The organism is Candidatus Krumholzibacteriia bacterium, from assembly GCA_035649275.1.
In the GTDB taxonomy this organism is placed as follows: Bacteria; Krumholzibacteriota; Krumholzibacteriia.
The window spans coordinates 12,742-38,346 of sequence record DASRJW010000073.1; the positions used below are offsets into that span (position 1 = coordinate 12,742).

At 69.1% G+C, this 25,605-nt stretch carries 17 protein-coding genes; 8 read left to right on the plus strand and 9 right to left on the minus strand.

What is annotated here, in order from left to right; genetic code table 11:
* The first annotated feature begins 108 nt into the window (after window positions 1-108).
* Window positions 109-1,692, plus strand: coding sequence for an SdrD B-like domain-containing protein (locus VFE28_07040; GenBank protein ID HZM15740.1), 1,584 nt, complete (start codon window positions 109-111; stop codon window positions 1,690-1,692).
* Between the two features lie 83 nt (window positions 1,693-1,775).
* Here the strand turns inward: VFE28_07040 and VFE28_07045 are convergent, their stop codons facing one another.
* The 4 genes from VFE28_07045 to VFE28_07060 all read right to left on the minus strand — a co-directional run bounded on the left by VFE28_07045 (window position 1,776) and on the right by VFE28_07060 (window position 6,713).
* Window positions 1,776-3,524 (minus strand): GWxTD domain-containing protein, encoded by a 1,749-nt coding sequence (locus tag VFE28_07045; protein ID HZM15741.1) that lies wholly within the window; start codon window positions 3,522-3,524, stop codon window positions 1,776-1,778.
* A gap of 92 nt (window positions 3,525-3,616) precedes the next feature.
* Window positions 3,617-4,408, minus strand: coding sequence for an RNA methyltransferase (locus tag VFE28_07050; GenBank protein HZM15742.1), 792 nt, complete (start codon window positions 4,406-4,408; stop codon window positions 3,617-3,619).
* Window positions 4,375-6,123: a hypothetical protein gene (locus VFE28_07055; protein ID HZM15743.1), complete on the minus strand. Its 1,749-nt coding sequence runs from the start codon at window positions 6,121-6,123 to the stop codon at window positions 4,375-4,377. The genes VFE28_07050 and VFE28_07055 overlap by 34 nt, the downstream gene beginning before the upstream one ends.
* Before the next feature lie 254 nt (window positions 6,124-6,377).
* Complete coding sequence (locus VFE28_07060) at window positions 6,378-6,713, minus strand: hypothetical protein (protein ID HZM15744.1); 336 nt, start codon at window positions 6,711-6,713, stop codon at window positions 6,378-6,380.
* 101 nt (window positions 6,714-6,814) lie between these two features.
* Here VFE28_07060 and VFE28_07065 point away from each other — a divergent pair, with 101 nt between their 5' ends.
* The 6 genes from VFE28_07065 (at window position 6,815) to VFE28_07090 (ending at window position 16,021) form a co-directional block, all read left to right on the plus strand.
* A complete protein-coding gene (locus VFE28_07065) occupies window positions 6,815-7,945 on the plus strand; it encodes a metallophosphoesterase (protein HZM15745.1) in 1,131 nt (376 codons plus the stop codon).
* A gap of 13 nt (window positions 7,946-7,958) precedes the next feature.
* On the plus strand, window positions 7,959-10,844 hold the full coding sequence (locus tag VFE28_07070) for an AAA family ATPase (protein ID HZM15746.1): 2,886 nt from the start codon (window positions 7,959-7,961) through the stop codon (window positions 10,842-10,844).
* A 141-nt stretch (window positions 10,845-10,985) separates the two neighbouring features.
* Window positions 10,986-12,287, plus strand: coding sequence for a UDP-glucose/GDP-mannose dehydrogenase family protein (locus VFE28_07075; GenBank protein HZM15747.1), 1,302 nt, complete (start codon window positions 10,986-10,988; stop codon window positions 12,285-12,287).
* 146 nt (window positions 12,288-12,433) lie between these two features.
* Complete coding sequence (rfbB, locus tag VFE28_07080) at window positions 12,434-13,462, plus strand: dTDP-glucose 4,6-dehydratase (GenBank protein HZM15748.1); 1,029 nt, start codon at window positions 12,434-12,436, stop codon at window positions 13,460-13,462.
* The gene (gene wecB / locus VFE28_07085) at window positions 13,459-14,601 is read left to right on the plus strand and encodes a UDP-N-acetylglucosamine 2-epimerase (non-hydrolyzing) (GenBank protein HZM15749.1); all 1,143 of its coding nucleotides are present in this window, start codon (window positions 13,459-13,461) and stop codon (window positions 14,599-14,601) included. The genes rfbB and wecB overlap by 4 nt, the downstream gene beginning before the upstream one ends.
* 316 nt (window positions 14,602-14,917) lie before the next feature.
* A complete protein-coding gene (locus VFE28_07090) occupies window positions 14,918-16,021 on the plus strand; it encodes an MraY family glycosyltransferase (protein ID HZM15750.1) in 1,104 nt (367 codons plus the stop codon).
* Between the two features lie 22 nt (window positions 16,022-16,043).
* Here the strand turns inward: VFE28_07090 and VFE28_07095 are convergent, their stop codons facing one another.
* Both VFE28_07095 and VFE28_07100 read right to left on the minus strand, forming a co-directional pair.
* A complete protein-coding gene (locus VFE28_07095) occupies window positions 16,044-17,258 on the minus strand; it encodes a hypothetical protein (protein HZM15751.1) in 1,215 nt (404 codons plus the stop codon).
* A gap of 149 nt (window positions 17,259-17,407) precedes the next feature.
* On the minus strand, window positions 17,408-18,829 hold the full coding sequence (locus tag VFE28_07100) for a hypothetical protein (GenBank protein ID HZM15752.1): 1,422 nt from the start codon (window positions 18,827-18,829) through the stop codon (window positions 17,408-17,410).
* Between the two features lie 343 nt (window positions 18,830-19,172).
* Here VFE28_07100 and VFE28_07105 point away from each other — a divergent pair, with 343 nt between their 5' ends.
* On the plus strand, window positions 19,173-19,802 hold the full coding sequence (locus tag VFE28_07105; GenBank protein ID HZM15753.1) for a CPBP family glutamic-type intramembrane protease: 630 nt from the start codon (window positions 19,173-19,175) through the stop codon (window positions 19,800-19,802).
* Between the two features lie 76 nt (window positions 19,803-19,878).
* Here the strand turns inward: VFE28_07105 and VFE28_07110 are convergent, their stop codons facing one another.
* The 3 genes from VFE28_07110 to VFE28_07120 form a co-directional block, all read right to left on the minus strand.
* Window positions 19,879-20,715: a hypothetical protein gene (locus VFE28_07110; protein ID HZM15754.1), complete on the minus strand. Its 837-nt coding sequence runs from the start codon at window positions 20,713-20,715 to the stop codon at window positions 19,879-19,881.
* 458 nt (window positions 20,716-21,173) lie between these two features.
* Complete coding sequence (gene miaB / locus VFE28_07115) at window positions 21,174-22,508, minus strand: tRNA (N6-isopentenyl adenosine(37)-C2)-methylthiotransferase MiaB (GenBank protein ID HZM15755.1); 1,335 nt, start codon at window positions 22,506-22,508, stop codon at window positions 21,174-21,176.
* 52 nt (window positions 22,509-22,560) lie between these two features.
* Window positions 22,561-25,503, minus strand: coding sequence for a TIGR03960 family B12-binding radical SAM protein (locus VFE28_07120; GenBank protein HZM15756.1), 2,943 nt, complete (start codon window positions 25,501-25,503; stop codon window positions 22,561-22,563).
* Between the last annotated feature and the right edge of the window lie 102 nt (window positions 25,504-25,605).

Below are 25,605 nucleotides of genomic sequence, written 5' to 3' on the forward strand. Positions count from 1 at the left end.
ATATTGATGGCGCCCACCCGCATTCGAATCCGCCCCTGATTCTCTTGGGTTCGCCGCGGCGGTGCTCCCTCGAGCGACCTGCCGCGGCCCAGCAGAGGAGGACGGGCGATGGACTCGACCCACGCCTTGGGGAAGCGGCTCCAGGCGATACCGTCATGGCGCGCGCTCACCCTGTTGTGGCTCCTTTTCCTTCCCCTGGGCTGCTCCGACCAGATCGCCCCGGAAGGAACGCCGTCCGGGGCCACCGCGTTCCAGGGCAACTACGACCCCTCCACGGGAGAGATCGTCTTCCGCCTCGAGTCGCCAGGCGGGGCGCCGGTGCCGAATCTCCATCTCATCGCCACCGGCATCGAGCTCGACACCGCGGGTCTGCTGCACGCGCAGGTGGCCATCCGCAACACCGGAAGCACAACGGTACCGGGGCCTGCCGGTGTGGGGGTCTGGGGCTTCCTGCCCGGGTCGGTCTACCCCGTGACCCCGAACTGCCCCGCCCCCAACGATTCGACCCCGCATCCTCAAGGCAGTGCCGTCCCCGCGGTTCCTGCGGACGTGCCACCGTTACTCTGCGCCTTCGATCACCGCGGCACCTACGGAGACGACGGCGTTCTCGCCGGGGGTGAGACCTCGGACCCGGTCGAGTGGCTCTTCGGCGGCACCGGGGGCGAGAGCTTCGCCTTCCATGCCGAGATCATGCTCGAGCCCGAACCGCCGCAGAGCGGCACGATCGCGGGCAACGTTTTCGAGGATCGCAATCTGAATGGCCAGCGCGAAATCGACGAGCCGGGCATCGCCGGCGTCGGCGTGGGGGTCTTGGTGGGCGACCACGAACGAATCGCGGTCACCGACGATTTCGGGAACTATTCCTTCGTGCTGGAGGAAGCAGGTCTGTACGAGGTGACGCTGAGCCTGCCCGCCGGCCTGCTCCCGACGACACCGACGGAGCTGCACGTCCTCATCGTCCGCCTGCCCGACGGCAACCTCTCCCAATTCCTGCACGCCGATTTCGGCCTGTTCCGGGAGGCGCCGCCGGAGGGGGAGCTCTTCATCACCGGCTTCGTCTACATGGATCTCGACCGCAACGGCGTGCGCGACAGCAACGAGGCGGGCATCCCGGATGTCGGCATCTCGGCGAGTGGCCTGCTCTGCCTCAGTCCCATCGCCGCCTTCGCGCGCACCGATGCCCACGGCTTCTATCGGATCCGTGGCAGCGACATTCACTGCCTGCTGCCCTGGGTCGTGCGCCGCGAGCCAGTGCTCGGCCTCGTCGGCACGACGCCCGAGCAGGTGATCCTGGAAACGCGCCCGCCCGACGGCAGCAACACCTTCCCGGTCGACTTCGGTCTCGCCCCCGAGGACTCGACGCAGGAGGCGAGGACCAGCATCGAGGGCTTCGTCTTCTGGGATCTGAATCAGAACGGAATCCGTGACGCCGACGAAAGAGGAGCAGCGGGCGCGGAAGTGCAACTCCAGATTCCGTGCCGCATGCTTCCGCCCACGGTGACCACGAACGCTGCGGGTTACTATTCCTTCCCGCCAGAAATGGTGGGGCTATGTCCGGTCACCGGCGTCCGGCTGTCGGCGCCGGCGTTCCGCGTCTACACCACGCCGAACCCGGCGCCGGTGGAGATCCCGACCGTGCCCGGATTCCATCTCCTGCACGTGTCCTTCGGGGTGGCTCCGGAGCCGAAGTAGAAGAACACCAGAGTCGACGCAGCACGGCGCGCCGCTGCGCGCCACCCTGCTTGGTTGCGGGTCCGTGGGGCGGCGACCGCTCCTCACTGCAGCACGGTGAAGGAGCCCCGCTGCGTGGCCTGCTGTCCCGAGACGAGATCCTTCACCGTGAGCTCGAGGTCGTAGACGTCCTCGTCCAGGGCGGCGATGTCGATGCGCAGCTCTTCGACCAGCTCGCTCGTGCCGCCTTCGCCGGTGAAGCTGGCGGTGACGAAGGGTCGCTGCTGCGGCGTCGAGGCGGGGAACCAGCCTTCGGCGCGGCGCAGGCTCCGCGGCACCAGGGTGTAGGTGACCTCGTAGCGGCAGACGTCGCGAGCATCGAGCTGCAGGCCGTAGATCTCGAAGTAACCGGTCAAGGCGCCGCTCTTCCGGTACACGCCGATGGGGTTGGGGACGACGAGGCGATCCTTCTTGACGAAGCGCGGGTGCCAGCTCGGGTCGGCGTAGATGATCTTCGTCGCCATCTCGATGTCCGAGAGCGCCAATTGCCGGCCGTGCAGTGGCGGCACCTCCAGATCGGTGAGGTAGGTGCCTTCACCCTTGCCGAAGCCGTCGGCGAGGCGGAGCGCCAGGCGGTAGGTACCGGCGGGCACGGCGAATTGCAGCTGGCCGGGGAACAATCTCCCCTCGAGGGTGCTGCGGAACTCCGCCGCAGTCAGCGTCTCGCTGTAGCGGTCGCGGGCGATCTCGTGGGCGCCGGCATCGAGGAGCAGGCCTTCGATGCTGTAGCGCGCCACATACAGAGAGTCCTGCCAGCGGAAGGTGAGGTCCTGGGCGTTGAACTGATAGTGCACTTCCAACCACATCCGGCCCGGGGGCCCCTTGAAGACATCGGCGTCGAAGACATACCAGAGGCGGGGCGGCGCCTCGCCTTGCATCCAGAAGCGCTGGCGTCCGGCCTCGTGCTCCTTGGTGAAGGCCCACACCGCTTCGTCGCGCTTGCGGAGCAACTCGCGGGTGCGGAAGTCGTTGCGCACCTCGTGCTCGATGATCTCCTGCGAGAGCGGGCTGTCCTCGAGGCCCTTCTGTGCCAGGATGCGGCGCTCCTCGTCCTGGCCGAGGAGATCGCTGGCGCGGTCACGCCCGCTGGGACTTCTCATATCGGCGTCGGCGTAGCCGAGGCGCTTCAGATCCTCGCGCACCTCGTCGGGCCGGCGCGACAGGCGTGTAGGCGACCCCAGCACCCACGGGCCCCTGGGGTTCGGGCGCTCGAAGGCTGCCACCCACTTCTCCTCCAGGTAGAGCCAGTCCATCCGGGCCGGCAAGTAGCCGACGCCGCTCGTCACGTCGGCACCTTCCTCGACGATGGAGTCCGGGGCGCCGCATTGGATGAAGACGTCGCCGCGGATGTCCCAGCCCGACCCATCCTTGCGGGCGAAATCGTGACGCGCCCGTTCGACACGGTTCTCGTGCTCCTCCAGGCGTTCGTTCTCCGCCGTCGTCGGCGTCGGATCGTGGAGCCGCCAGTAGGCGCGCACCCACTCGGCCCGCAGCGAATCGTTGGAGAAGCCGAGGAACTGGGCTTGCAGCGACGGCGACAGGATGGGACGGAGGCCGTCGTAGAGGGCTCGCATCTCCGGGCTCAGGCGCTCGATCTGGAGACCGGGATCGCGCGAGAAGAGGGAGTCCTGCGCCACCAGGGTGCGGAGGAAGGCCTCCGGCGGCCGCACCCCAGCGCGGGCCGAGCGCCAGCGGTCGGTGAGGTCCTGCAGCTTGTCGCTCTGCGTGCCGGCACCGGCGGCGGCAAACCAGAGCGCGAACCCGAGGGGGAGGAGGAAGCGCAGACGCCGCAAGGAGTTCCTTCGTCGCTCGGCCCGGCACGAAGGGGACCGCCGGGCTCGTGTTCGAAAATACCGACCGCCCTGGGTGGGGTCAAACAAGTGGGTCAGGGATGCCTGGAGTCGGCGACGTCATCGTCGCCACGAGCGGCTGCCCAGAGCATCTGGCGCCAGAGGCCGCGCAGCAAGGTGACCTCGTCCGGGCGCGGGCGGGCGCGGGCGAGCAGCTGGCGCAGGTGGCGCATCTGGTGCTCCACCGTTTCGGGGCGCGCGAAACCGATGGCGAGCAGCACCTGGCGCAGCTGAGTGAACTGTGCCTCCAGCTCGGCCGCCGTGGCCTCCGGGCCGAGGGCGCCGGGGAGCGGCGCTTCGAGGTGGGCGAGAGAGAGCTCGTAGGCGACCACGAGAACAGCCTGGGCCAGGTTCAAGGACGGCTGCTCGGGGAAGGCCGGGATGTGCAGCACCTCGTGGCAGAGGTCGAGCTCCGCCGCGGCGAGGCCATCGCGCTCCGGGCCATAGACGATGGCCAGGGGACGGCGCGCCGGGTCGCTGCGCACCGCCGCTGCCAACGTGCGCGGCGTGTGCGCGGCGGTGCGCCGCGCCCCGAGCCGGCGCGTGGTGGCGACGCTCCAGCGGCAATCGGCGAGCGCCGTGTGCAGGGCATCGACGTGCCGAGCCGCAGCCAGGATCTCCTCGGCGTTGTGCGCCAGGCGCACCGCTTCGGTCGGATCGTCGTAGCACGGCGCGACCAGGACGAGCTCCGCGAACCCCATGTTCTTCAACGCCCGCGCCGCGGCACCGACGTTGCCGCCTTGCTCGGGGCGGACGAGGACGAAACGGATGTGGTCCAGAGGCCCCATGAGGCTCAGCGCGGCGCAGTCACGATGGTGAGACCCCATTGGTCGGGCTTCGGGGGCGCGGGTCGCCGCCAATCGTTCCAAGCATGCGCCTCGTCGGTGACGAAGTGGGCCTCGTATTCCCCCGCTTTGAGCTCCAAAGTCCCGTCGAAGCGGCGGTTGCTCTCGTCGCCGCCGGCGTGACGGGTGTTGCGCATGGTCATCTCCCACACCCAGTCGCCGCCGGGAACGGTTTCGATCCAGCCATAGTCGTACATGGTGTTGTAGGTGCCCTCGCCGACGCCGAGGATGTGCACCCGCGTCGTTTTGTCCAGCTTGAAGCGCTGGTGCACGTGCTCGTTGCTGCGCACCCGTACGAGACGCACGAGGTAATCCTTCGAATTCTCCGCCCTGGTGTCCGGGTCGAAGAGCTGGAGACTGCTCGCATCCTGCCCTCCCGCCCCGTACAAGGTGATGCCCCAGTGCCGTTTGTCCCGGGGGCCAGGCTGGTTGAAGTCCGGGTAGGAGTGGGAATCATCGGTGTAGTAGTAGACGACGTAATCGCCGGCTGGGAGCCGGACCCATTCGTCGGCGTAACGGTTCTTGCGGGCCCCGCCGGCGGGATGCGTGTTCTGCGGCGTCATTTCCCACAGGATCTCATCGCTGCCGAATTTCTCGATCCGCCCTTGGTCGACGAAAAGGCCGTTGTCCTCGCTGTACTCGCCGAGGCAATAGACACGGATCTTGGTTTCGCGGCGGAGGGTGAAGCCCTGGCGTTCCTCCACATTGTCCCCGAGCTTCACCATGGAAATGAGGGTGCGCTCTCCCGCCTCGCTTTCGTCGAAGGCGCCGATGCGCTGCGCTTGCGCCGGCGACGCGGCCGACAACATCAGGCCCCAGCCGTCGGGATCGTAGGGCGGCGGCGCATTCCAGCCCTCGTAGCTGTGGGAATCGTCGGTGGAATAGGAAGCCACGTACTTCCCCGCCGGCAGGACGATGGTCTCCCGGCTCCTCTTGTTCTTGCTGTCCCCACCGCCGTCCTCGAAGTTGTCCGGGCCGAACTCCCACACCAAGGCCCGCGTCTCCGCGTTGGTGATCCAGCCGCTGTCGGCGGCGCCGCGCTCGTCGTCGGTGTACTCCCCTTGACAGTAGACGGTGATCTGCATGCGTTCGGGGAGACGGAAGCCCTGAGCGCGAAACGCGGAGTCGCCCATCGGCGTCAGATCGACGAAGCGGCTCGAGTCGTCGCCGCGGGGCACACGCTCCAGGACCTCCACCTTCCCGCCTTCCGTCTCGGGCACCGAGAGACGCAGACCCCAGCGCTGCATGCCGCGCGGTTTCTTCCCATCACGCTTGATGCGGATGCGGGCCCATTCTTTGCCGCGGAAATGGAAGGATTTGTATTCCTGCAGGAAGGGGGAGTAATAGGCGACGTAGTCACCGGCGGGGAGGTCTACGTCACCGCGCCAGGTCAGGTTCGGACCCGGCCCGCGTCGCGCCTCCTCGTCCTGGGCTCCCCAGACGACCTCGCGGCTGCGCAGGTTCAGGATCCAGCCGTAGGCATTGAGATCGCCGCCGTCGGGGTCGCCGGTGCCTTCGCACTCCACGTGCACTGTGAGCGGCTGGCGGACGCGGAAGGGGACGGAGCGCAGCACATCGGGCTCGACGTTATCGATGCGCGCGAACTCCACCGCGCCGACACCCACCGCCGCGAGAAGCACAAGAGCGGCGGCGAGCGCCGGTCCGAGCCGCCACGGCGGTCTCGCTCCAGCCTTCATGGGGGGTCGTCCATCCGGGTCGCCTGCGTGCAGAACCGCCGCGCCCGTGGGGGGTTGCACTCTTCGCGCTCCTCCATCCCCTACGCCAGGGGAGCGGTCCAGGTTGCGACGGCAGCGTCCTCGGAGTCCCTCACAGGTGGCCGCGGCGGGCCCTCTCGGATGGCGCATTTTCTGCCGAGCCAAGGGCTTGCGGTGCAAGCAAGGAAGGTGGACGGCGCGTTGACAGGCCTCGGAACCCCCCGTAGGGTGCAACCTCAAGCGTCGGTGACCGCATTGCCCGTGATCTCGGCGATGAGTTCGAGAGCCGTTGGCGCCAGTTCGCGGTGCACATAGAGGCGGGTAGTGCAGAGTGACACCGGCACGGCGACGGGCCAGAGCCCGGCTCCGGAGCCCGGAACCTTGAGACAGGGGATGCCTTCGTTGGCGAGCATCGCCTCGATCATCTCTGCCTCGTAGAGCGCGCTCGCAGCGTAGACGAGACGCAGCCTGCCCTGACGCCGCGGCGCGCCCGGCGCCAGGCGCTCCCAGCAATCGGGGCAGAGATCGTAGCTCCGGGAGTAGGTGCGGCGGCATTCGGGGCAGTGGGACAACGTCGCCTCCATCGGGGCCGCCCCTCGGGGGCGGCGCTCAGGGCGAGTATAGGCGAGAGCGGGCGCCGGTGGGGGCCGGTGGCGGCAGGGAGGAGCCCCAAGTGGCACGGGAAATCCGCCTTCTCCACACCTCGGACGTGCATCTCGATGCCAGCTTCCGGGCCACGGGGCTGCCGAGCCAGCGGGCCCGCGAGCGCTGTCAGGCGCATCGGGAAGCCTTCGAGGCGATCGTCGCCGCGGTGGAGCGCCTGGGTGCGGATGTGCTCTGCATCGCTGGCGACCTCTTCGAGGGCGCCCATGCCCGCGCCGAGACGGTGCGTCACGTAGCGCGGCTGCTCGGTGCCTGCGGCCGCCCGGTGTTCATCGCCCCGGGCAACCACGATCCTCTCGGCGAGCGCTCGGCCTATGGCCTCGCCACCTGGCCGGAGAACGTCACGCTCTTCGGCGGCGCCTGGCGCGCGGTGCGGCTGCCGGAGCTCGATCTGGTCGTGCACGGTCGCGGCTTCGTGGAGAGCGAAGAGCGCGCCCGTTTGGTGGAAGGTCTCGCCATCGAGGGCGCAGGCCGGCACGTGCTGGTGGCGCACGGCAGCGACACCTCGTGTCGACCCGAGCGTCACGATCCCTACCGGCCTTTCCTGCCGGCAGACCTCGATGCCTTGCCGCTCACCTACGCCGCCCTCGGGCACTACCACCGCTTCTCCATTCTGGAGACGCAGCGGGTGCGCGCGGTGTACAGCGGCTGCCCGATCCCGCAGAACTTCGCCGACACGGAAGCGCACGGCGCGGTGCTGGCGCGGCTGCACGACGGCGGTGTCCAGGTGGAGCTGCTGCCGCTGCCGGCGCGGCAGTTCGTGACCTTGTGCCTCGATGTGAGTGGCGCCGACACGCAAGCAGGGCTCGCCGAGCGCTTGCAGGCGGAGATCGGCGGACGAGGACTGCAGGAGGATTTCCTCCGCCTCCGGCTCACCGGGAGCTTGCCTCCGGACATGGAAGTCGACCTGGCGGCGTTGCGCGAGACGCTGGCGCCGCTGGTGCACGAGGTGGAGCTACGGGACGAGACGGTGCCGGAATACGATTTCACCGCCATGGCGCGGGAGAACACCGTGCGCGGTCAGTTCGTGCGCCTGCTCTGCGCTCGCCTGGAGGCGGCGGCGGAGCCCGACAAGGACGTGGTGCGACGGGCGCTCCACTTCGGCCTGGACGCCTTCGCCGGGCGCCCGCAACTGCGCTGAGGTCTTAAACTCCATGCGCCTCCTGGAAGCATCGATCCGCGGTTTCGGCAAGCTCGTGGAGCGCGAGTTCCGCTTCGCCCCGGGCGTGCAGATCGTGGTCGGTGACAACGAATCGGGGAAGTCGACGCTGCAGAAGTTCCTCCTCGCCATGCTCTTCGGCTTGAAGCGGGAGGACCGCCGCCGGCGCGAGTACCTGCCGGAGTACGAGCGCTGCCGGCCCTGGAGCGGCGCGGCTTACAGCGGCAGGCTCGTCTACGACCTGGAAAGCGGCGAGCGTTTCGAGGTGCTCCGGGTGTTCGAACGCCGCGAGGAGTCGTTGCGCCTCCTGGATGCGATCACCGGGCGCGAGCGGACGGCGGAGTTTCCCTTGGACGAGCGCAAGGAACGGCCGTTCATGCAGCGCCAGATCCAGCTGTCGCGGCGGCTCTTCGAAGCGACCACGGCCATGGGGCAGCTGGCGGGGCCGCCGGCGCTCGGCGGCGTCGGGGCGCTCCGCGCCCGCATCCAGGGTCTCCTGGACAGCGGGGACGAACAGATGTCGGCGCCGACGGCGCTCACCCTCTTGGCGCAGATGGAGGAACGCATGGGCAGCGAGCGCACGCCGAGCCGCGGCCTCGGCCTGCTCCTGCGCGAACGGCGGAGCTTGCAAGAGGAACTGGACGCGGCGCGGGCGCGGCAGATGGAGATCCTCGACCTGCATGCGCGCCGCGAGGCGGTGGCGCGGGACTACGCCGCGCAAAGCCAAGCCTGGGCGGAGAATCGGCGCGCCGAACACGAGCGCGAACGGGCCCAGCTGCTCGGGCGCTTGCACCGCTTGCAGACGCTGGAGGACGAGTGCGCCACCTTGCGCCGCCGCCTCGAGCAGTTCGCCGATGTGGCCACCGTGGACGTGGCGGCCTACGCGCCGGCCCGGGAGCGTGCCGCCGGGATCGCCACGCTGGCGGCGTCGCTGGCAGAGCGCCGGGCCCGCTGGGAGCGGGGCAGGGAACGGGCCCAGGTGCTGGGGGCGAGCGAATCGCGGCTCGCCGCCGCGCTCGGCGGCCTCGACCGCGCCCGCGTTCAGGAGCTGCTGCGACAGGCGGAGCACCTGCGCGAGAACCTGGGAAGATTGCGCGGCGCGCGGGCGCGATACGCGGAGGAACAACGGCGGAATCGGGGCATCGTGGACCGTTTGCGCCGGCATCACGGGCGCGACTGGACGCGGGACGAGTTTCTCGGCGAGCTGGCGGCGCAACGACAGCGGGCGCGCGGCGGGGACGCGGAAGTGCGCCGCGCCGAAGCGGAGGCCGCCGCGGCAGCCTATCGCGCCCGCCGGGGGAGCGCGGCGTGGTTCGGGCTGGTGGCGCTGGCCGCGGTGTCGGCGCTCACGCTCGGAGCGGTGCTGGCGCCGAGCATCGCGCCGCTGTGGGTGCGAGCCGCTGCCCTCGCCGCGGTGATGGCGGCGGCGGCGGGTGTCTGCCTGACCGCATTGCGTCAGGTGGTGGTCGGACGCGACCTGGCGCGGAGCCTGGCGGTGCGCGCAGCGCTCGGGGAGCAGGACCAGCACGCCGCCGCGGAGTGGCTCGAGGGTGTGCTGGAGCGCAACGGCGTGCAGAACCTGGCGGAGATCGAGCAGGCGCGCCGGGACTACGAAACTCTCCGTGCCGAAGCGGAACGAATCTCGGCTCCGGGCGGCCGCGAGCTGGTGCAGCTGGAGACCGAGCTGTCCGGGCGGGCGGCGGCGTTGCATCGCGAAGTCCAGCGCAGCAAGGCGCAGGCGTTGCGGACCCTGCAGGAGGAGGCCGATCCGGCGGCGCTCCAGCTCTTGCCGTTCGCCGAGGAGGAGAGCACGGCAGCGGCGGAACCGGAGGATTCCGCCGAGCTGCACCGCCTGGTAGAGGCCCTGCGGAGCTTGCCGCAGCTGCGCCGTTCGTGCGCCTGGCTGGAGCGCTTGCGCGAGGAACGGGGCCAGCTGGAACAGCAGAACGAGGCGTCCGCGGCGGAGCTGGAAGCGCAGGCGGCGCGCCTCGAAGGCGAGAAGGCGGCGCTCGCCGCCAGCTTGCAGCAGCACGGCGCCGCGGACCTGGAAGACTTCGCCGCCCGCGTGGCGCGGGCGGGGGAGCGGCAGGCGTTGCTCGCTGCGCTGGAGTCGTGGCAGCGGGAGCAGCGCGGCGTGCTGGGTGGCGAGAGCGTGGAGACCCTGCAAGCGCGGGCGGCGGAGCTGGAAGCGGCGCTCGCCCTCGGCTCCGGCGCGGCGGCGCCGGAGACGGTGGGCGCGTTCTCGCCGGCATCGCTGGAGGAGGTGGCCCGCGACAAGGACCGGCTCGCGGCGGAGCAGGCGCAGCTGGAAGAGCGCCTGGCGGCGCGGGAGAAGGAAGGCCGCTTGCCGGCGGAGATCGAACTACGCTTGCAGGAAGTGGAGGCACAGAGCGAGATCGAGCGCCGCCGCGCCGCCGCGCTGCATCTCGCCACGGAAACACTGCAGCAGGTGGCCACCTCGCTGCACCGCGAGGCCGCGCCCAGGATGAACGATCGCGTCGGACAGTTGTTCGCGCGCTTGTCGCTCGGAACCCACAGCCAAGTGCGTCTGGACGAGGATCTGACCCCGCGAGTGCGCATGGACGGCGACGGCATGTTCGGCGTCGAAGCCTTGAGCGGCGGCGCGGCGGATCAGCTGTACTTCGCACTCCGGGTGACGGCGGGAGAAATCCTGGCACGGGACGGCGAACGCCTCCCCCTTCTGCTCGACGATCCCTTCGTGCAGTACGATCCGGATCGCCTCCAGGCGGCGCTGGAGTTGGTGGCTGAGTTGGCCCGCGAGCACCAGGTGTTCTTCTACACCTGCGAGAGCGTCCAGGCCGAGGCGCTGGCGGCGCGGCTCCAGGCCCAGAGGGTCGACTGCGCGACGCTGGTCTTGTGAACGGCCGCCCGGGCGTGGTTTCCGGCGCTTCGTGAACGATCCTTGCTTTGGTGCTCGCGTGGAATCTCGTTGCTTCCGGCGGCGTGCTAGCATGCCACCGCTCGGGAGTCCTGCGGTCCGGCGGCGTCAGAGGAGCGGGCGATGTACAAGGTGTCCATGATCGGCACCGGCTACGTGGGACTCGTCACCGGTGCTTGCCTCGCCGATTTCGGCAACCGGGTGGTCTGCGTGGACGTGGATGCCCGGCGTATCCAGATGCTCGAGCGCGGCGAGATCCCCTTCTTCGAGCCCTTGCTCGACGAGCTGGTCCGGCGCAACGCCAAGGCCGGACGCTTGGAATTCAGCACCGAGCTGCTGCCGGCGATGCGACAGAGCGACGTCCTCTTCATCGCCGTCGGGACGCCGGACCGGGGCGATGGACATGCGGATCTGAGCGCCCTCTTCCGCGTGGTCGAGGACATCGCGCCCCACATCGACGGCTACAAGCTCCTGGTGACCAAGAGCACCGTTCCCGTCGGCACGGGCCGCAAGCTGCTGGAGAGGGTGCACGAGTTCGCCCGTCCGGGCAGCGTGGTGGACATCGCCTCGAACCCGGAGTTCCTGCGCGAAGGCTCCGCCATCGAGGACTTCATGCGCCCGAACCGCGTGGTGATCGGCGCCGAGAGCGAGCAATCCCGCGCCATCATGCAGGAGATCTACCGCCCCCTCTATTTGAGCGAGACGCCCATCGTGGTGACGAATCTGGAGACGGCGGAGCTGATCAAGTACGCCTCGAACGCCTTCCTGGCCACCAAGATCTCCTTCGTCAACGAGATCTCCACTCTCTGCGAGCGCTACGGTGCCGATGTCCGCGTGCTCGCCAAGGCCATGGGCCTCGACCGGCGCATCGGCGAAAAGTTCCTCCACGCCGGCATCGGTTATGGCGGCTCCTGCTTCCCCAAGGACACGGAAGCACTGGTGAAGATCGGCGAGCAGGTCGGGTACGACATGCGCATCGTCAAAGCCGCCATCGAGGTCAACGAGGAGCGGCCGCAGCTGGCGTTGCAGAAGCTGGAGCGCCTGCTCGGGGATGTGAACGGCGGCACCATCGGACTCCTCGGTCTGGCCTTCAAGCCCAACACCGACGACATCCGCGAAGCGCCGGCGATCAAGCTCGCCCGGGCGCTGCGCGAGAAGGGCGCCAGCGTGCGCGGCTACGACCCGATCGCCATGGAGAAGGTGCGCGCTGCGGAACCCGAGATCGTCCTGTGCAAGGACCCCTACGAGGTCGCCGCCGGGGCCGATGGGGTCATGCTCTGCACCGAGTGGAACGAGTTTCGGGACCTCAACCTGCCACGCCTCAAGGAACTGCTGCGCCGGCCCGTGCTCGTGGATTGCCGCAACATCTACGACCGCGACCGGATGGAGGCCCTGGGCTTCCGCTACGAGTGTTTCGGCCGCTGAACCGTCGTTCCCGCCGCGGCACGGCCCCATGCCGCGCCGCTCCCCTTCTCCTGCGGCCTGTCGAGGCTCCGGCGGGCGGCCGCCCGCGCCGGCAGGTATGATCCGGCGGTCCGGGCCGGCGGGCCCGCGGCGAGGGGAGGCCGAGCGTGGCGCGCATCCTGGTGACCGGCGGGGCCGGATTCATCGGCAGCAACTTCGTGGACTTCATGCTGCGCCAGCAGGCGGACGCCGAAGTCGTCGTCCTGGACAAGCTCACCTACGCAGGGAACGTGGAAAACCTGGCGCCGTGGCGCCAAGACCCGCGCCTGCGCTTCGTGCGCGGTGACATCGCCGACCGTGCCACGGTGCGCGAGGTCATGCAAGGCTGCGCTCTCGTCTACAACTTCGCCGCCGAAAGCCATGTGGACCGTTCACTCCAGGATGCCGAGGCGGTGGTGTGGACCAATGTGCGGGGCACGCAGGTGCTGCTCGACGCCGCCCGGGAGCTGCAGGTGCAGCGGTACGTGCAGGTGTCCACCGACGAGGTCTACGGTAGCCGCGCCGAGGGCAAGAGCGACGAGGCCACGGCGCTGCGCCCCTCCAACCCCTACGCCGCCTGCAAGGCCGCCGGCGATCTCCTGGTGCTCGCCGCCGTCACCACCTGGAAGCTGCCGGCGCTGGTGACCCGCAGCAGCAACAACTACGGGCCGTACCAGCACCCGGAGAAGCTGGTGCCTCTGCACATCACGAACGCTCTCGAGGGCAAGCCGCTCCCGATCTATGGTGATGGGAAGAACGTGCGCGACTGGCTGTACGTGGAAGACCATTGCCGCGCCATCGAACTGGTCGGAAGGCAAGGGCGGAACGGCGAGATCTACAACATCGGCGGCGGCAACGAGCGACCGAACCTCTGGCTGGTGGATCGCATCGTCCAACACACCGGTTGCGACCCGGCGCTCAAGCAGTTCGTCCGCGATCGGCCGGGCCACGATTTCCGCTACGCCGTCGACGACGCCAAGGTGCGAGTCCTGGGCTGGCAGCCGCGCTGGAGCCTGGAGGAAGGTCTGGCGCAAACGGTGCGCTGGTATGCGGAGCACCGCGACTGGTGGGGACGCATCAAGAGCGGTGAGTTCGCCGCCTACTATCGCAGCCAGTATGCCGCCGGCGCGCCTCCCGAGCCGGAGAAGAACCCATGAGGGCGGCCGGCGCGGCGGAGCGGGCCGAAGACGCCGGGGCCGGGCGCCGTCCGGCACTGCTCTCCGTCGTGGGGGCACGTCCCAACTTCATGAAGCTGGCACCGCTGGCCCGCGCGCTCCGGCAACGCCGCGACTGGCAGCATCGCATCGTGCACACAGGGCAACACTACGACGAGAACATGTCGCGAGTGTTCTTCGAGGAACTGGAGATCCCCGCTCCGGAGGTGCATCTCGGCGTCGGCTCCGGCAGCCACGCGCAGCAAACGGCGCGGGTGATGTTGGCCCTGGAAGAAGTGCTGCAGCGCCAGCCGCCCGACCTGGTGGTGGTGGTCGGCGACGTGAACTCGACGCTGGCTGCCACGCTGGTGGCGTGCAAGCTCGACATCCCGGTGGCGCACGTCGAGGCCGGCCTGCGCAGCTTCGACCGCAGCATGCCGGAAGAGATCAATCGACTCCTCACCGATCAGATGGCCACCCTGCTGTTGACGCCGTCACCCGACGCCGACGCCAACCTGCGGCGCGAGGGCGTCGCGCCGGAGCGCATCCACTGGGTGGGCAATATCATGATCGACAGCCTGCTGCATGCTTTACCTCGGGCGCAGGCGACGCGCGCTTGGGAGCGCTACGGACTGGCGCCCGAGGGTTATGCCCTGGTGACCATGCATCGTCCCGCCAACGTGGACGACAAGAGGATGCTGCAAGATCTCCTGCAAGTGCTGGAGCGCCTGGCGGCGCGGCTGCCGGTGCTGTTCCCGGTGCACCCGCGGACACGCAAGATGATCGAGGAGTTCCGTCTGGAACCCGAGCAGGTGCAGCTCGTCGAGCCGGTGGGCTATCTCGATTTCCTCGCCCTGGAGGCGGCGGCCCGTCTGGTGCTCACCGACTCGGGGGGCATCCAGGAAGAAACCACGGTGTTGCGCGTTCCCTGTCTGACCTTGCGGCCGAACACCGAACGGCCGATCACGGTGAGCCAGGGGACGAACCACATCGTCGGGCGCGATCCTGAGCGCATCGGGGCCGCGGCGGAAGCGATCTTGAAGCAGCCGAAACCGCGCGGGGAAGCACCGGAGAAATGGGATGGGCAGACGGCGGAACGCATCGTCGAGGTTTTCGACGCCTTTTTCGCGGCCAGGGCCTGAGCGGCTCTCCGATCGATGCGCGGCTCGACCGAGTCCAGGCAGGCTCCCGACACCGGGGGTACGCCAGTTGCAAAGGTGTGCGCAGGGTGGGGCACTTGACGGAGGGGGAGTCCGAACCTAGACTTCCATCGTTCTGGCGGGGCCCACGCTCCGCGGCGGAACGCCTGCCCGAGGCTCTTCCCGCAAGCGTCGGAAAGCTGGTCCCATCGTCCGGGTAGGGTGCTTTTTGCCGTTTCCAGTCCTGGTTGCTCTCCTGCCACTGGCTGTTGCCTTCTCGACCACACACCTCCTCGTACCTCAGGTGCGGCGCTTCGCCGTGCAGTGGAAGTTGGGCGACAAACCGAACGGCCGAAAACTGCACGCCCGAGCGATTCCGCACTTGGGCGGCGTGGCGATCTTCGCGGGTTTCTTCCTGGCCTTGCTGGCGCTCCTGGCCACGCCGTTCGGCATCCCGCAAGCGTCGCGCATCCTGGCGCTGCTGCCGGGTTTGCTCGTCGTCTTCGGCCTCGGGCTGGTGGACGACATGCGCGGACTCCGGGCGTCGGTGAAGCTGACCTACCAGGTGCTGGGGGCGGTGTGCATCGTCGCCATGGGCGCGGGCTTGTGGCGCGGACCGGTGCTCGAGCCGTTCGCGCTCTTCGCGGTGGCCCTCAGCGTGTTCTGGTACGTCGGCGTCTGCAACTCCGTCAACCTGATCGACGGGCTCGATGGTCTGGCTGCAGGTCTCGCGGTGCTCGCGGCGACGGCGTTCCTCGCCGTCGGCGTCCGTCTCGGCGACGCGGCGGTGGTGCTCGTCGCCCTCAGTCTCATCGGGGCATTGCTCGCTTTCCTGCGTTTCAATTTCCATCCGGCCAAGATCTTCATGGGCGACACGGGGAGCATGTTCTTAGGGTTCGTGCTGGCGTTCCTGGCCTGTCTGCTGGCGCCGCGCTTGGGGTTCTGGACCGCGCTCCTCGGCGGCGCCACCGTGCTCGGCGTGCCGATCCTGGATACAGTGACCGCGATCTGCCGCCGCCTCGTGGCCAAACAACACATCTTCAGCGCCGACGGCGAGCACACCCATCACAAGCTGCTCCGGCTCGGCTTGTCGCACCGCGGCGCCGTGCTCTTGCTCTACGGCCTCGGTGCCGTCTTTGCCATTCTTGGCGGCGGGATCCTGCTAGGGCAGACGCGGCTCTTCCCCGTCGCCGTCGCCTTGGCGGTGGGCTTCTCCCTCGGGACGACGAGCGCGGCGCGCTGGTCGCGGCGCCAGCGCGCGGCGGCACCGGAAGCGGCTCCGGGGCCGGAGCCGTTGGGAATCCGGCCGGAGCCGGCGAGGGCCGAAAGCCGCGGGCTCGTGCGGGAGACGCCACCACGCGTCGAGCCGGCTCCCGTCGGCGAAGACATCCTGGCGACCCTGCCGCCGCGTCGGACCCGTTAGAAACGCCTCAGATCTCCAGCACTCAGATCGCCCAATAGCGCGCTTCCGCACCGCCGCCTGCCATGAGCACGAGGGCGCGAGTGCGGAGCGCGTGCAAGTGTCGCAGCGCCGTGCGCCGTGGCAGGCGGAGCGCCCGCGCCAGCTCTTGGCTGCGCGAGCCGGGATGTTCGGAGAGCTCTCCCAGGAGGCGCGCCTGCGTCGGGTGCAGCGGTTCCGGGGCATGCAGGTGCACGAAACGGCGCGCCGTCAAGCTGCAACCGCGGCTCCCAAGACGGAGCAGCCTGCCGGCGTCGTGCGCCGCCAGATGGGCTTGCAGAGCGGCAGCGCGTTGCCGCGCTGCTGCCGGTTCGGGGAGCGCCAGAGCTCGCTGCAGCGCCGCCCATTCGAGCCGCCGCGAGGGCGCGGTGACCAGGAGCTTCCACACTTCCCAGACTTCCGGGACCGCGGCGAAGTGCACCGCCCGCTCCTCTGCGCGCATGCTGCGGCGTTCCAGGAGCTGCATGCGGCGTAGATCGACCCAGAGCTGCCACGGCTCGCGCTCCAAGTCGCCGAGCTCGGCGCGCGACATGGCGCGCCAGGGCCGGCGCCAATCCTCCACCAGCGCCACCGGTGCGCCGTGCAGCAGGCCGGCCATGGCTTGATGCCAACGCCGCAGCGCCGCGAGCTGGGAGGAGGAAACGTAGGGGTGCGCGGCACGCGCCGCGCCGGCGGCGGCAGCGAGCTCTCCAGCATAGAGGGCGCGCTCGCAGGCCAGCAGGTGGAGGGTGGCGTGCACCGCGGCGGGATGGCGGCGCAGCAGGCGCTGCTGCAGGCGCTCCACCTCGGCGGGCGTCACGAGGACCCCGCGCCGCAGGCGCAAGCGCAGCAGCGAGGCATCGAGGACCAGCTTCGTGGGCTCGTCGCTCACGTGCCGGCGCAAGCGCGACAGCCACGGGATGGCGCCGGCGAAGCTGCGTTGCTGCATGCGCATCTCGACGCTGGCGAGCGTCGCCGCCAGGGCGATGGAGACATCGGCGTGAGCGAGCAGCGGCCGCAGGAGCGACCGCGCCCGGGGCCGCTCGCCGGACTCCGCCGCCGCCAGACCCCGCACCAGGCGCACGACATCCGCGGTGAGCGCATCGTCGCGCTCGCTCGACCCCAGCAGTTGCAGGGCTCGCGCCGCATCCCCGGCGTGCACCGCCAGCAAAGCGTCCACGATCCGGGGCGGGAGGAGACGCTCGGGTTTCTGCCAGACCATGGCGCTCGTGCCCGTCCAGAGCGGAGTTGCCAACTGCGAGAGGATTCCGGCGGGGAAGATAGCAGGAAAAACCCGGGCCGACGTGCCCCGCGCATCGGTGGACGCGCGGGGCTCCGGAGTGTGGCGGGGACCCAAGCCTGCCCAGGACTCTAGTGAACCACGACCAGCTTGCGTGGGGTGGCGATCCCCTCGGGCCGGGTGACGGCGAAGTAGACGCCCGCCGGGACGAGGCTGCCGGTGGCATCACGCCCATCCCAGGAGGTGCGGTTCATGCCCGCGGTGAGCTCGCGCTGACCGAGGTCGCGCACCATGCGGCCGCGGGCGTCGAGAACGAGCAACGCCACCGGGATCGTACGGGGCGACTGCAGCACCAGCTGCGTTCCGGTGCGGACGGGGTTGGGGAATGCGTCGAGGGAGACGAAGGGCGCGCCGCCGGCGCCGACGACGTCGGAGGTGTCATCGGTGAAGACGGCGTACCGCACCTGTCCAGTCCCCACGCTCGGGCTGTGAAAGCTCAAGTGCGGGAACCCAGAGCTGTCCAGGGCCAGACTGGTCCAGGGGCCTTGGGGGCCGAACTCGTCCACCGGCACCGGCACCCAGTAGGTCCCGCCCTCGCCATTCTTCACCGCGTACATCACCTTGGCGGTGAAGGAATCGTAGTAGCCGAGGTGCGGGATGTCCTGGGCATCGACCCGGAGTGAGAGGAAAGAGCCGTGCAGCTCGGCGCCGAGGGCGGTGGCGATGCCGTTGTTCCAGGTCGACAACGACTTGTTGGCGTATTTGGTTTTGTTGACGTTCTGGTCGTAGTAGGCGAGGTGCGGATTCCCTTGGCTGTCGAGATCCAAGCTGATCTGCACGGGGAACACGGGGCCGACACCGCTCGGGGTCTCGAAGCTCCAAGTGCCGCCGGATTTGGAGGCATAGCGCACCCGGAAAGTGGTCAGGTCCTGGTAGGCGATGCGCGGGTTGTCCTGGGCGTCGAGGGCGAGGGAGCTGTAGGCACCCACGTTGCCCGTGGTCTCCACCGTCTCGACCGTCCAGTTGCCGCCGGAGCGGCGGGCGTACTTCAAATTGCCGTTGGTGTTGTCGTAGTAGCTGATGTGCGGGTTCCCCTGGGAATCGAGGGCGATCGAGGTGTACTCGCCGACGTTTCCCGCGGTGTCGATACTCTGCCGGGTCCAGACTCCGCCGCTCCGGGTGGCGTACTTGAGGTCGCCCACCGGAGCGCCGTTGGGGTCGAGGAAGTAGTTGTAGCTGATGTGCGGATTCCCTTGGCTGTCTACGCTCAAGGAAACCCAGCGCCCGGTGTCGCCGGTGGTGTCGACGATGGTAGTGATCCAGGCTCCGCCGGACTTCTCGGAGTAGAGGAGATCCCGCCCCGTGCCCTCGTAGTAGGCGATCCGCGCCTGGTTCTGGGCGTTGAGCGCGATCGCGGTGGCGTTGTGTCCCTGCTCGAATCCCGAGGCCTGGACGGACTGGACGCCCCAGGTGGCGGCGGCGGTCGGCCGGGCAGCGACCACGGAGAGCAGGGGGAGAAGGGCGAAGAAAACGACCTGGCGGCGGCTGAGCACGGCAACCTCCTGCAAAGCTGTGATGCGGTCGGTCAGCCTCGACATCGATGCGGCGATCCACCCCATTCGATTATCGGCGATCCTCCGGAACCGGAGCAACCCGACTGCCCTCCTCGGCGACGACATCGATGCCTCGAGGCTGAACCGGTTTGCATTCTGGGTCGCGGAGCGCGGGCGGCGGAGGCGGAGAGAATAACGCTTCGACGTTGCCCTGCCAAGGGGCTGCGGGAAGCCGAGGTGCGCTCGCGCTCAGAGACGTCGAGAGCTCTGCGCGTCGCTACCAGGTAAACTCCGACACGCTTCCCGGTGGCGCCCTCCTGTATCGAAGCGACACACTAGGACCATGCGTACGGGCATCGCGGTTCTCTGGGCCCTCGCATCGGGGCCCGTGGTGGCGCTCCTGCTGCACGGGCAGGCGGCTGCCTGGGTGACGATGCTGGGCTATCAAGCAGCGTGCGCGCTCGCGGCCGCGGCAGCGGGAGGCAGGCTGGGAACGCGGCCACCGGCACCAGCACTCCTCGCGGTGGCGGCGCTCACCACGATCGCCGTCTTCGCTCTCGGGGCCGGGGCGCGCTGGCTCGGTGTCGCACCGCCCGTCCCACCGCTCTGGAAGTCCTGGGGTCTCGCGCCGCCCACGGACGTTTGTTTGCTCGGCCTCTACGTGCTCCTCAATCCCTGGCTGGAGGAATGGTTCTGGCGCGGCACGCTTCTGGGTGCCGCGGTGAAACGTCCGCTGGGGCGTGCGGGGGCGGTGTCACTTTCCGTCGTTGGCTTCATACCGCTCCACCTCGTTTTTCTCCTCCCCAGCTTCGGTGTGACACGGGGCCTGCTCTTCGCTGGCGGTGTTCTCGTCGCGGCGAGTCTCTGGGCGGCGCTGCACGAACGCCATGGTCACGCCTGGTGGTCGGCGGCAAGCCATCTGGGTGCCGATCTCGGTGTGGTGCTCCTCTACCTGTTCTTCCTGCGGCATTGAGGGAGGGAGCAGAGGGAGGGGGAAAAAAGAGAGGGCTCCCGCAGGAGCCCTCTCTCGTTCGGCCCAGACAGACGGACTACCGATACAGGGCCTTCATCTGGCTCCACGTGGCTTCGCTGGCGACGGCCGCGCTGGGAGCGGTCTTCCCGGGCGCTGGGCTGCAAGCGCCGACGCCAGGGCTGGTGGGATCGTTGATGGCGAACGAGCCGCTCGTCGAGCAGGTGGCGACGTTCGGGCACGGCGGACGGCCAGGCGTACCGCAGCCCGGGATGATCGGCGCCGGGCAGAGGGTGAGGTTGTCACCCAAGCACACCTTGGTGAACACCGGAGCGTCGCACACCGTGAACAGCGGGCAGCGGAACAACGGGTTCGAGGGATCGTTGTGCCGCCCCCCCGCCAAGTGGATCTCTCCCGGCAGGGCTTCAGCGCCGCACGGAGTGGTGGGAATCACGATGAGAGTGGCGAGCAGCACGCGACCCGCGCTGCCACCGGTCTGGCACGTATCCCACACCATGTTCTGGCCGCGCGGGGCCGGATCCGGCGGGAAGAAGGCGTTGCCCAGGACCGTCGTCGCCGGAGCGGGGACTTCGATGAAGAAGTAACCCGGATCCGGAGCGTTGGTCGGTCCGTAGGTGCCGGCGTACTCGACACCCGAGATGCCACTGGCGCTCGCGCCCTTCAATTCGGCGTAGACCTTGATCACGGGAGGCTGACACACACCCCAGGGCGATTTGCCGTTGGGGCTGGAGTTGTTGAACACGATCTTCCAGAACGTGCACTCGTCCCCCGTATGGCCACCCCCGGTGCCGACCACCTGGGACACCATCAGGATGTCACCATCCGAGGCCCAGGCGTTGAAGGAAACCAGCGCGAGGAGCGCTGGCACGAGAACCAAAGCAAGCTGTCTTTTCATGAGAGGTCCTCCATTCCGTGGCGGCATCGTCGTCTGGGCCCACCTGCTCGCTGCAGAGGCACTCCTGCGTACCTGAGCGGCGCCCGTCTCGGATCTCTAAGGGGGCGCCTTATTCTGTTCTTCCGGAGGGTCGGCCGTCAAGTGCGCTCTCTGCCCGGCGGCGTTATTTCGCGGTCGCGGCGACACTTGCGCTCCGAAGGGAGCGCCCGCCGCACCCGACGTGGGTGCGGTGGTTCCCAGTTTCTGAACGGTTCGAGCGCTTCGGGCGGCAGGGCCCTGGCATCGGCTGTACCGGCCAGCGGGTGCCGACCATCCTGCCGGGGCGGGAGCGTTTGGCGACGGATCCAGCCGCCATGACGCAGGCCTGACGCAGAAAGGCAGGCGTGCCGCCAGTGAGTGCGCCGGAAGCCACGGCGCTGCCGCGATCCCTTTCCCCCGCCGTGGTGGAATTACCCCAGTCAGGGTCTGCTTCCGACGCGGCTTCCCGCCGGAGTGAGGGCTTGTCCGAGGAGGGTGTGGGCCGAGGCGGCGAGGATACGGACGGGGACGAGCATTCCTGGAGCCAGGCCGGCGCCGGGCACGACGACGCAACGGTTCCCATCGTCACGGCCGAGGAGGTCGGCGCTCGACTTGCGGCTCGTGCCCTCCAGGAGCACCGGCAAGGTGCTGCCGATGGCGCGCCGGTGCCGCTCCAGGGAGATGCTCTTCTGCAGGGCGACGAGCTGCACCACCCGCTCGCTCTTCACCGCCTCCAGGACATCGTCGGCGAACTTCCGCTGCGCGATGGTGTTGCGCCGCTCGGAGTACTTGAAGATGAAAGCCGAATCGAAGCGGACTTGCTCCAAGACCGCGACGGTGTCGGCAAAGGCGGCATCATCCTCGCCGGGGAAGCCGCAGATGACGTCGGTGGACAGGCACACCTCCGGCAGGGTGGCGCGGATTTCGTCCACCAGAGCGAGAAACTCCTGGCGGGTATAGGTCCGGCGCATGCGCTCCAGCACCGCGTCGTTGCCCGCCTGCAGGGGCAGGTGGATGTGCTTGCACAGCTTCGGATGGGAAGCGATGGCCTGCAGCAGCCGGCGGGGGAAATCCTTGGGATGGGGCGAGGTGAAGCGCACCCGTTCGATGCCGGGGAGGGCAGCGACGCGCAGCAGCAGCGCGGCGAAGTCGGTGGACTCGAAGCGGTAGGAGTTGACGTTCTGCCCCAGGAGCGTCACCTGCTTGTGACCGGCGGCGGCGAGCTGGCGTGCTTCGGCGACGATGTTCTCCGGGTCCCGGCTGCGCTCCCGCCCGCGGGTGTAGGGAACGACGCAGAAGGTGCAGAAGTTGTCGCAGCCGCGCATGCAGGCGATCCAGGCGTTCACCCCCGGCACTCGTTCGGGGACGATGTCGCTGTAGGTTTCGTACTCCGAGAGGTCGATCTCGAGGCCCTTCTGCCCGCTGTCGCAGACCGCGTGGATGAGGCGCGGCAGCTTCTTGTAGGCATCGGGACCGGCGATCAGGTCCACCACCGGATGGGCGTCGAGGAGTTCCTGCTTCAGGCTCTGGGCCATGCAGCCCAGGACGCCGACGATCAGACGAGGGTTGCGCTTCTTCAGCTGGTAAAGGTGGCCGAGGCGTCCATGGATGCGCTGGTGCGCCGACTCGCGGATGGCGCAAGTGTTGAGCAGGACGACGTCGGCATCGTCCAGCTCCGGCGTCATGCGAAAGCTGCCGTTCTGCAAGATGGTGCGCACGAGCTCCGAGTCGTACTCGTTCATCTGGCAGCCGTAGGTTTCGAGATAGACCTGCACGCTTCCTCCGCGCTGCAGTGACTTGGGTCGTGGGTCCGGGCGCGAGCGCCGCTCAGGCCGGCACCAGCGCCGGTAGCCCGGGGGCGATGTCCTGTTCCGCCCCGATCCGCTCGCGGCGGAGGCGGAAGCAGGCACCGGGCACGCCGTACAGGGCTTCCAACACTTCCTGGGGGCGCGCTTGTCCTTGCGAGCCGAGGCGCAGCCACATCTCCACGGTGCCCCTGTCGGCAGCGTAGCGCAGGTCACGGATGAAGGGACGGATGTCGAGGCTCTTGCCTTCCTTGTCGGCCCGCGTCACCACCAAGCTGGCGCGCCCGAGCAACGCCTGCAGGCGCTCCTCCTGCCAGGCCGCATCGTGGAACGGCAGCGCGTCCAGGGCCAGGAAGAGCTCCGGCGTCAGCTGCCGCCGCGCTGGGTTGATCCAAGCGCGGTACTCGCCCAGGTCGATGCAGCGCGACAGCGGCGCTGCCCCGGCTTCGAGGCGCTGCACGGCGCGCACGCGTAGTTCGCCGGGCAGTGCCGTGGCGAGCCGGGCGACCAGGTCCTCAGGCACTAGCTCCTGACCGGACTCGAAATCGAAGACCTCGGCGCCGCCCTCCGTGCCGACCGCGAGCGCCGGGCCGAAGGACATGAGCGGCGCCGGATGGAAACCCTGGCTGTAGGTCATCGGGATGTCGGCGCGGCGAAAGCCCCGTTGCAGCGCCCGCACCAGATCCAAGTGCGACAGCCAGCGCAGATCGCCGCTCTTGGCGTACCAGACGCGGTAGCGCCGCCGCGGCTCGGGCGCGGCAGTGGCGCTGCCGGCGAGCTCGAAGTGCGGGGCGAGATCGCGGCTCGCCGGGACCGAGGGCGGGCGCGGGCTCTCGCGGCGGCCCGGCATCGCCGGGGCTGCCGTAGCCTCCGGCGGTGCGCCGCCGTGCTCGCCGTGCAAGCTGCCGCTCGCCGCCTCGAAGGCGTTCGTCGCCAGACCGTCGCTCCGCGTCGGCGCCTGGGTAGCGCCGCGCGGCGCCAAGCGCAGCTGGACGGGCCCGCTCCCGGCGGCAGGAGCGCGCTCGCCCCGGAAAGCCGCTTCGATCTCCGGCCCCTGTAACGCCAGGCTGTCGCGTTGCTCGAGACGCTCGCGCTTGATCGCCTCCAGATCGCAGTCGAGTCCGCACTGGTAGCAGACGAGGACAGCGCTCTCCAGGGGCTTCACCGTCTTCGCCGGATCCCGCGGGATGAACGGCTTCTCGCAGGCCGGGAGGAACTTGCCCTTCATCCCGGCGTGCCGGTCCCGCACCAGGAACTTCTTGTCCACCAGCGAGTCGACGTGGTCCCAAGGCAGAGGCGCATGCAGCGGCAGGCGGCGCAGGAACCATTGCGGTTCCAGGCCGGCCTGGCGCAGGCAATCGAGCCAGAGGCCGTAGTCGAAGTGATCCGACCAGCTGTCGAAGCGAGCGCCGCGGCGCCAAGCGCTTTCGATGACCGCGCCGAGCCGGCGGTCGCCGCGGGAGAGGATGCATTCCACCACGCCTTCCTCGACGCCGTGGTACTTGAAGCGGACGTTGCGGAACGGTCGCAGCGTCTCCAGCACCAGGCGCTGCTTGCGGCGGATCTCCTCGGGAGGGTCCATGGCCTCCCACTGGAAGGTGGAGTGCGGCTTCGGCACCAGCGCCGAGACGCTGACGGTGACCTGAGCGCGCCGATGCCCCATGGCGCGGGCCTGCTCCCAGACGCGGATTCCGGTGCTGGCGATGCCGCGCACATCGTCGTCGTTTTCCGTAGGCAGGCCGATCATGAAGTACATCTTGAGCTGGCTCCAGCCCTCCTCCCAGGCGATGCGCGCCGCCATCTCGATATCGGCGTCCGTGACCCCCTTGTTGATCAGGTCACGCAAGCGCTGCGTACCCGCCTCGGGGGCGACGGTGAAGCCGGTGCGCCGCACCCGGGCGAGCTGCTCGGCGATGGAGCGCGTCAGGCCGTAGACGCGCATGGAGGAGACGGAGAGCGCGGTGCGGTCCCGTTCGAAACGGTCCATCAGGGTGCGCACCAAGGAGGTGACGCAGGAGTAGTCCGCCGTCGACAGCGAGGTGAGGGAGACCTCGTCGTAACCGGTCTCGCGCAGGCCCTGGCTCACCGAGCGGATGACGTCGGCGGGACTGCGCTCCCGCACCGGGCGATAGATGATGCCGGCCTGACAGAAGCGGCAGCCCTCGGTGCAGCCGCGGGCGATCTCGACCGCCACGCGGTCGTGGACGATCTCGCCGTAGGGGACGAGCGTCGCCGCCGGGAAGGGATAGGATTCGAGGTTCTCCACCAGAGCGCGGCGCACCGGGAAGGGTGCGGTGACGCCCGGTCGCGGGCCGACGACGTTCTCGAGCCCGGTCTCGGGATCGAGGGCGGTGCGATAGAGGCAGGGCACGTAGACACCGCGGAGAGCGGCGATCTCCTGCAGCGCTGCGGCGCGAGGCACGTTGGCGCGGCGCAGCTCCACCCAGCGCTGCACCACGGCCGGGAAGGCTTCCTCGCCGTCGCCGATGACGAAGGCGTCGATGAAGTCCGCCATGGGTTCCGGCGAGAAGACGCAGGGCCCGCCGGCGATGACCAGCGGCTCGCTCTCGCCGCGCGCGCTGCTGCGCAGCGTCACGCCGCCCAGATCGAGCATGGTGAGGACGTTGGTGTACTCCATCTCGAATTGCAGGGAGAAACCGAGGACGTCGAGGGCGTGGAGTGGCGTCCGCGTCTCCAGCGTTACCAGGGGTTGGCGGAAGCGGCGCAGCGCCGCTTCCATGTCCACCCACGGGCAGAAGACCCGCTCCGCCGCCACATCCTCCGCTCGATTCAGCAACTCGTAGAGCAAGCGCAGTCCGAGATGGGACATGCCGATCTCGTAGGTGTCCGGGAAAGCGAGGCCGACGCGCGCCAGTCCCGGCCGCGCTGGCTTCACCACCTGGTTCCATTCGCCACCGATGTAGCGCACTGGTTTTTCCACCAAGCCGAGGATCTCGGCGAACATGGATGCTTGCCTCCGGTGGTGAAGAACCAAGGCGCAGGTCCTTGGGGGGCGCGACGGCCGACACGGCATGGTAGACCCCCCCCGGAGGAGGGTCAACGCGCC

What these genes read in the sequence shown, in the direction of transcription:
- VFE28_07040 (HZM15740.1), top strand. Translation starts at nt 109, where the DNA reads ATGGACTCGACCCACGCCTTGGGGAAGCGGCTCCAGGCGATACCGTCA.
- VFE28_07050 (HZM15742.1), bottom strand. Translation starts at nt 4,408, where the DNA reads ATGGGGTCTCACCATCGTGACTGCGCCGCGCTGAGCCTCATGGGGCCT.
- VFE28_07055 (HZM15743.1), bottom strand. Translation starts at nt 6,123, where the DNA reads ATGAAGGCTGGAGCGAGACCGCCGTGGCGGCTCGGACCGGCGCTCGCC.
- VFE28_07070 (HZM15746.1), top strand. Translation starts at nt 7,959, where the DNA reads ATGCGCCTCCTGGAAGCATCGATCCGCGGTTTCGGCAAGCTCGTGGAG.
- VFE28_07075 (HZM15747.1), top strand. Translation starts at nt 10,986, where the DNA reads ATGTACAAGGTGTCCATGATCGGCACCGGCTACGTGGGACTCGTCACC.
- wecB (HZM15749.1), top strand. Translation starts at nt 13,459, where the DNA reads ATGAGGGCGGCCGGCGCGGCGGAGCGGGCCGAAGACGCCGGGGCCGGG.
- VFE28_07095 (HZM15751.1), bottom strand. Translation starts at nt 17,258, where the DNA reads ATGGTCTGGCAGAAACCCGAGCGTCTCCTCCCGCCCCGGATCGTGGAC.
- VFE28_07105 (HZM15753.1), top strand. Translation starts at nt 19,173, where the DNA reads ATGCGTACGGGCATCGCGGTTCTCTGGGCCCTCGCATCGGGGCCCGTG.
- VFE28_07110 (HZM15754.1), bottom strand. Translation starts at nt 20,715, where the DNA reads ATGAAAAGACAGCTTGCTTTGGTTCTCGTGCCAGCGCTCCTCGCGCTG.
- VFE28_07120 (HZM15756.1), bottom strand. Translation starts at nt 25,503, where the DNA reads ATGTTCGCCGAGATCCTCGGCTTGGTGGAAAAACCAGTGCGCTACATC.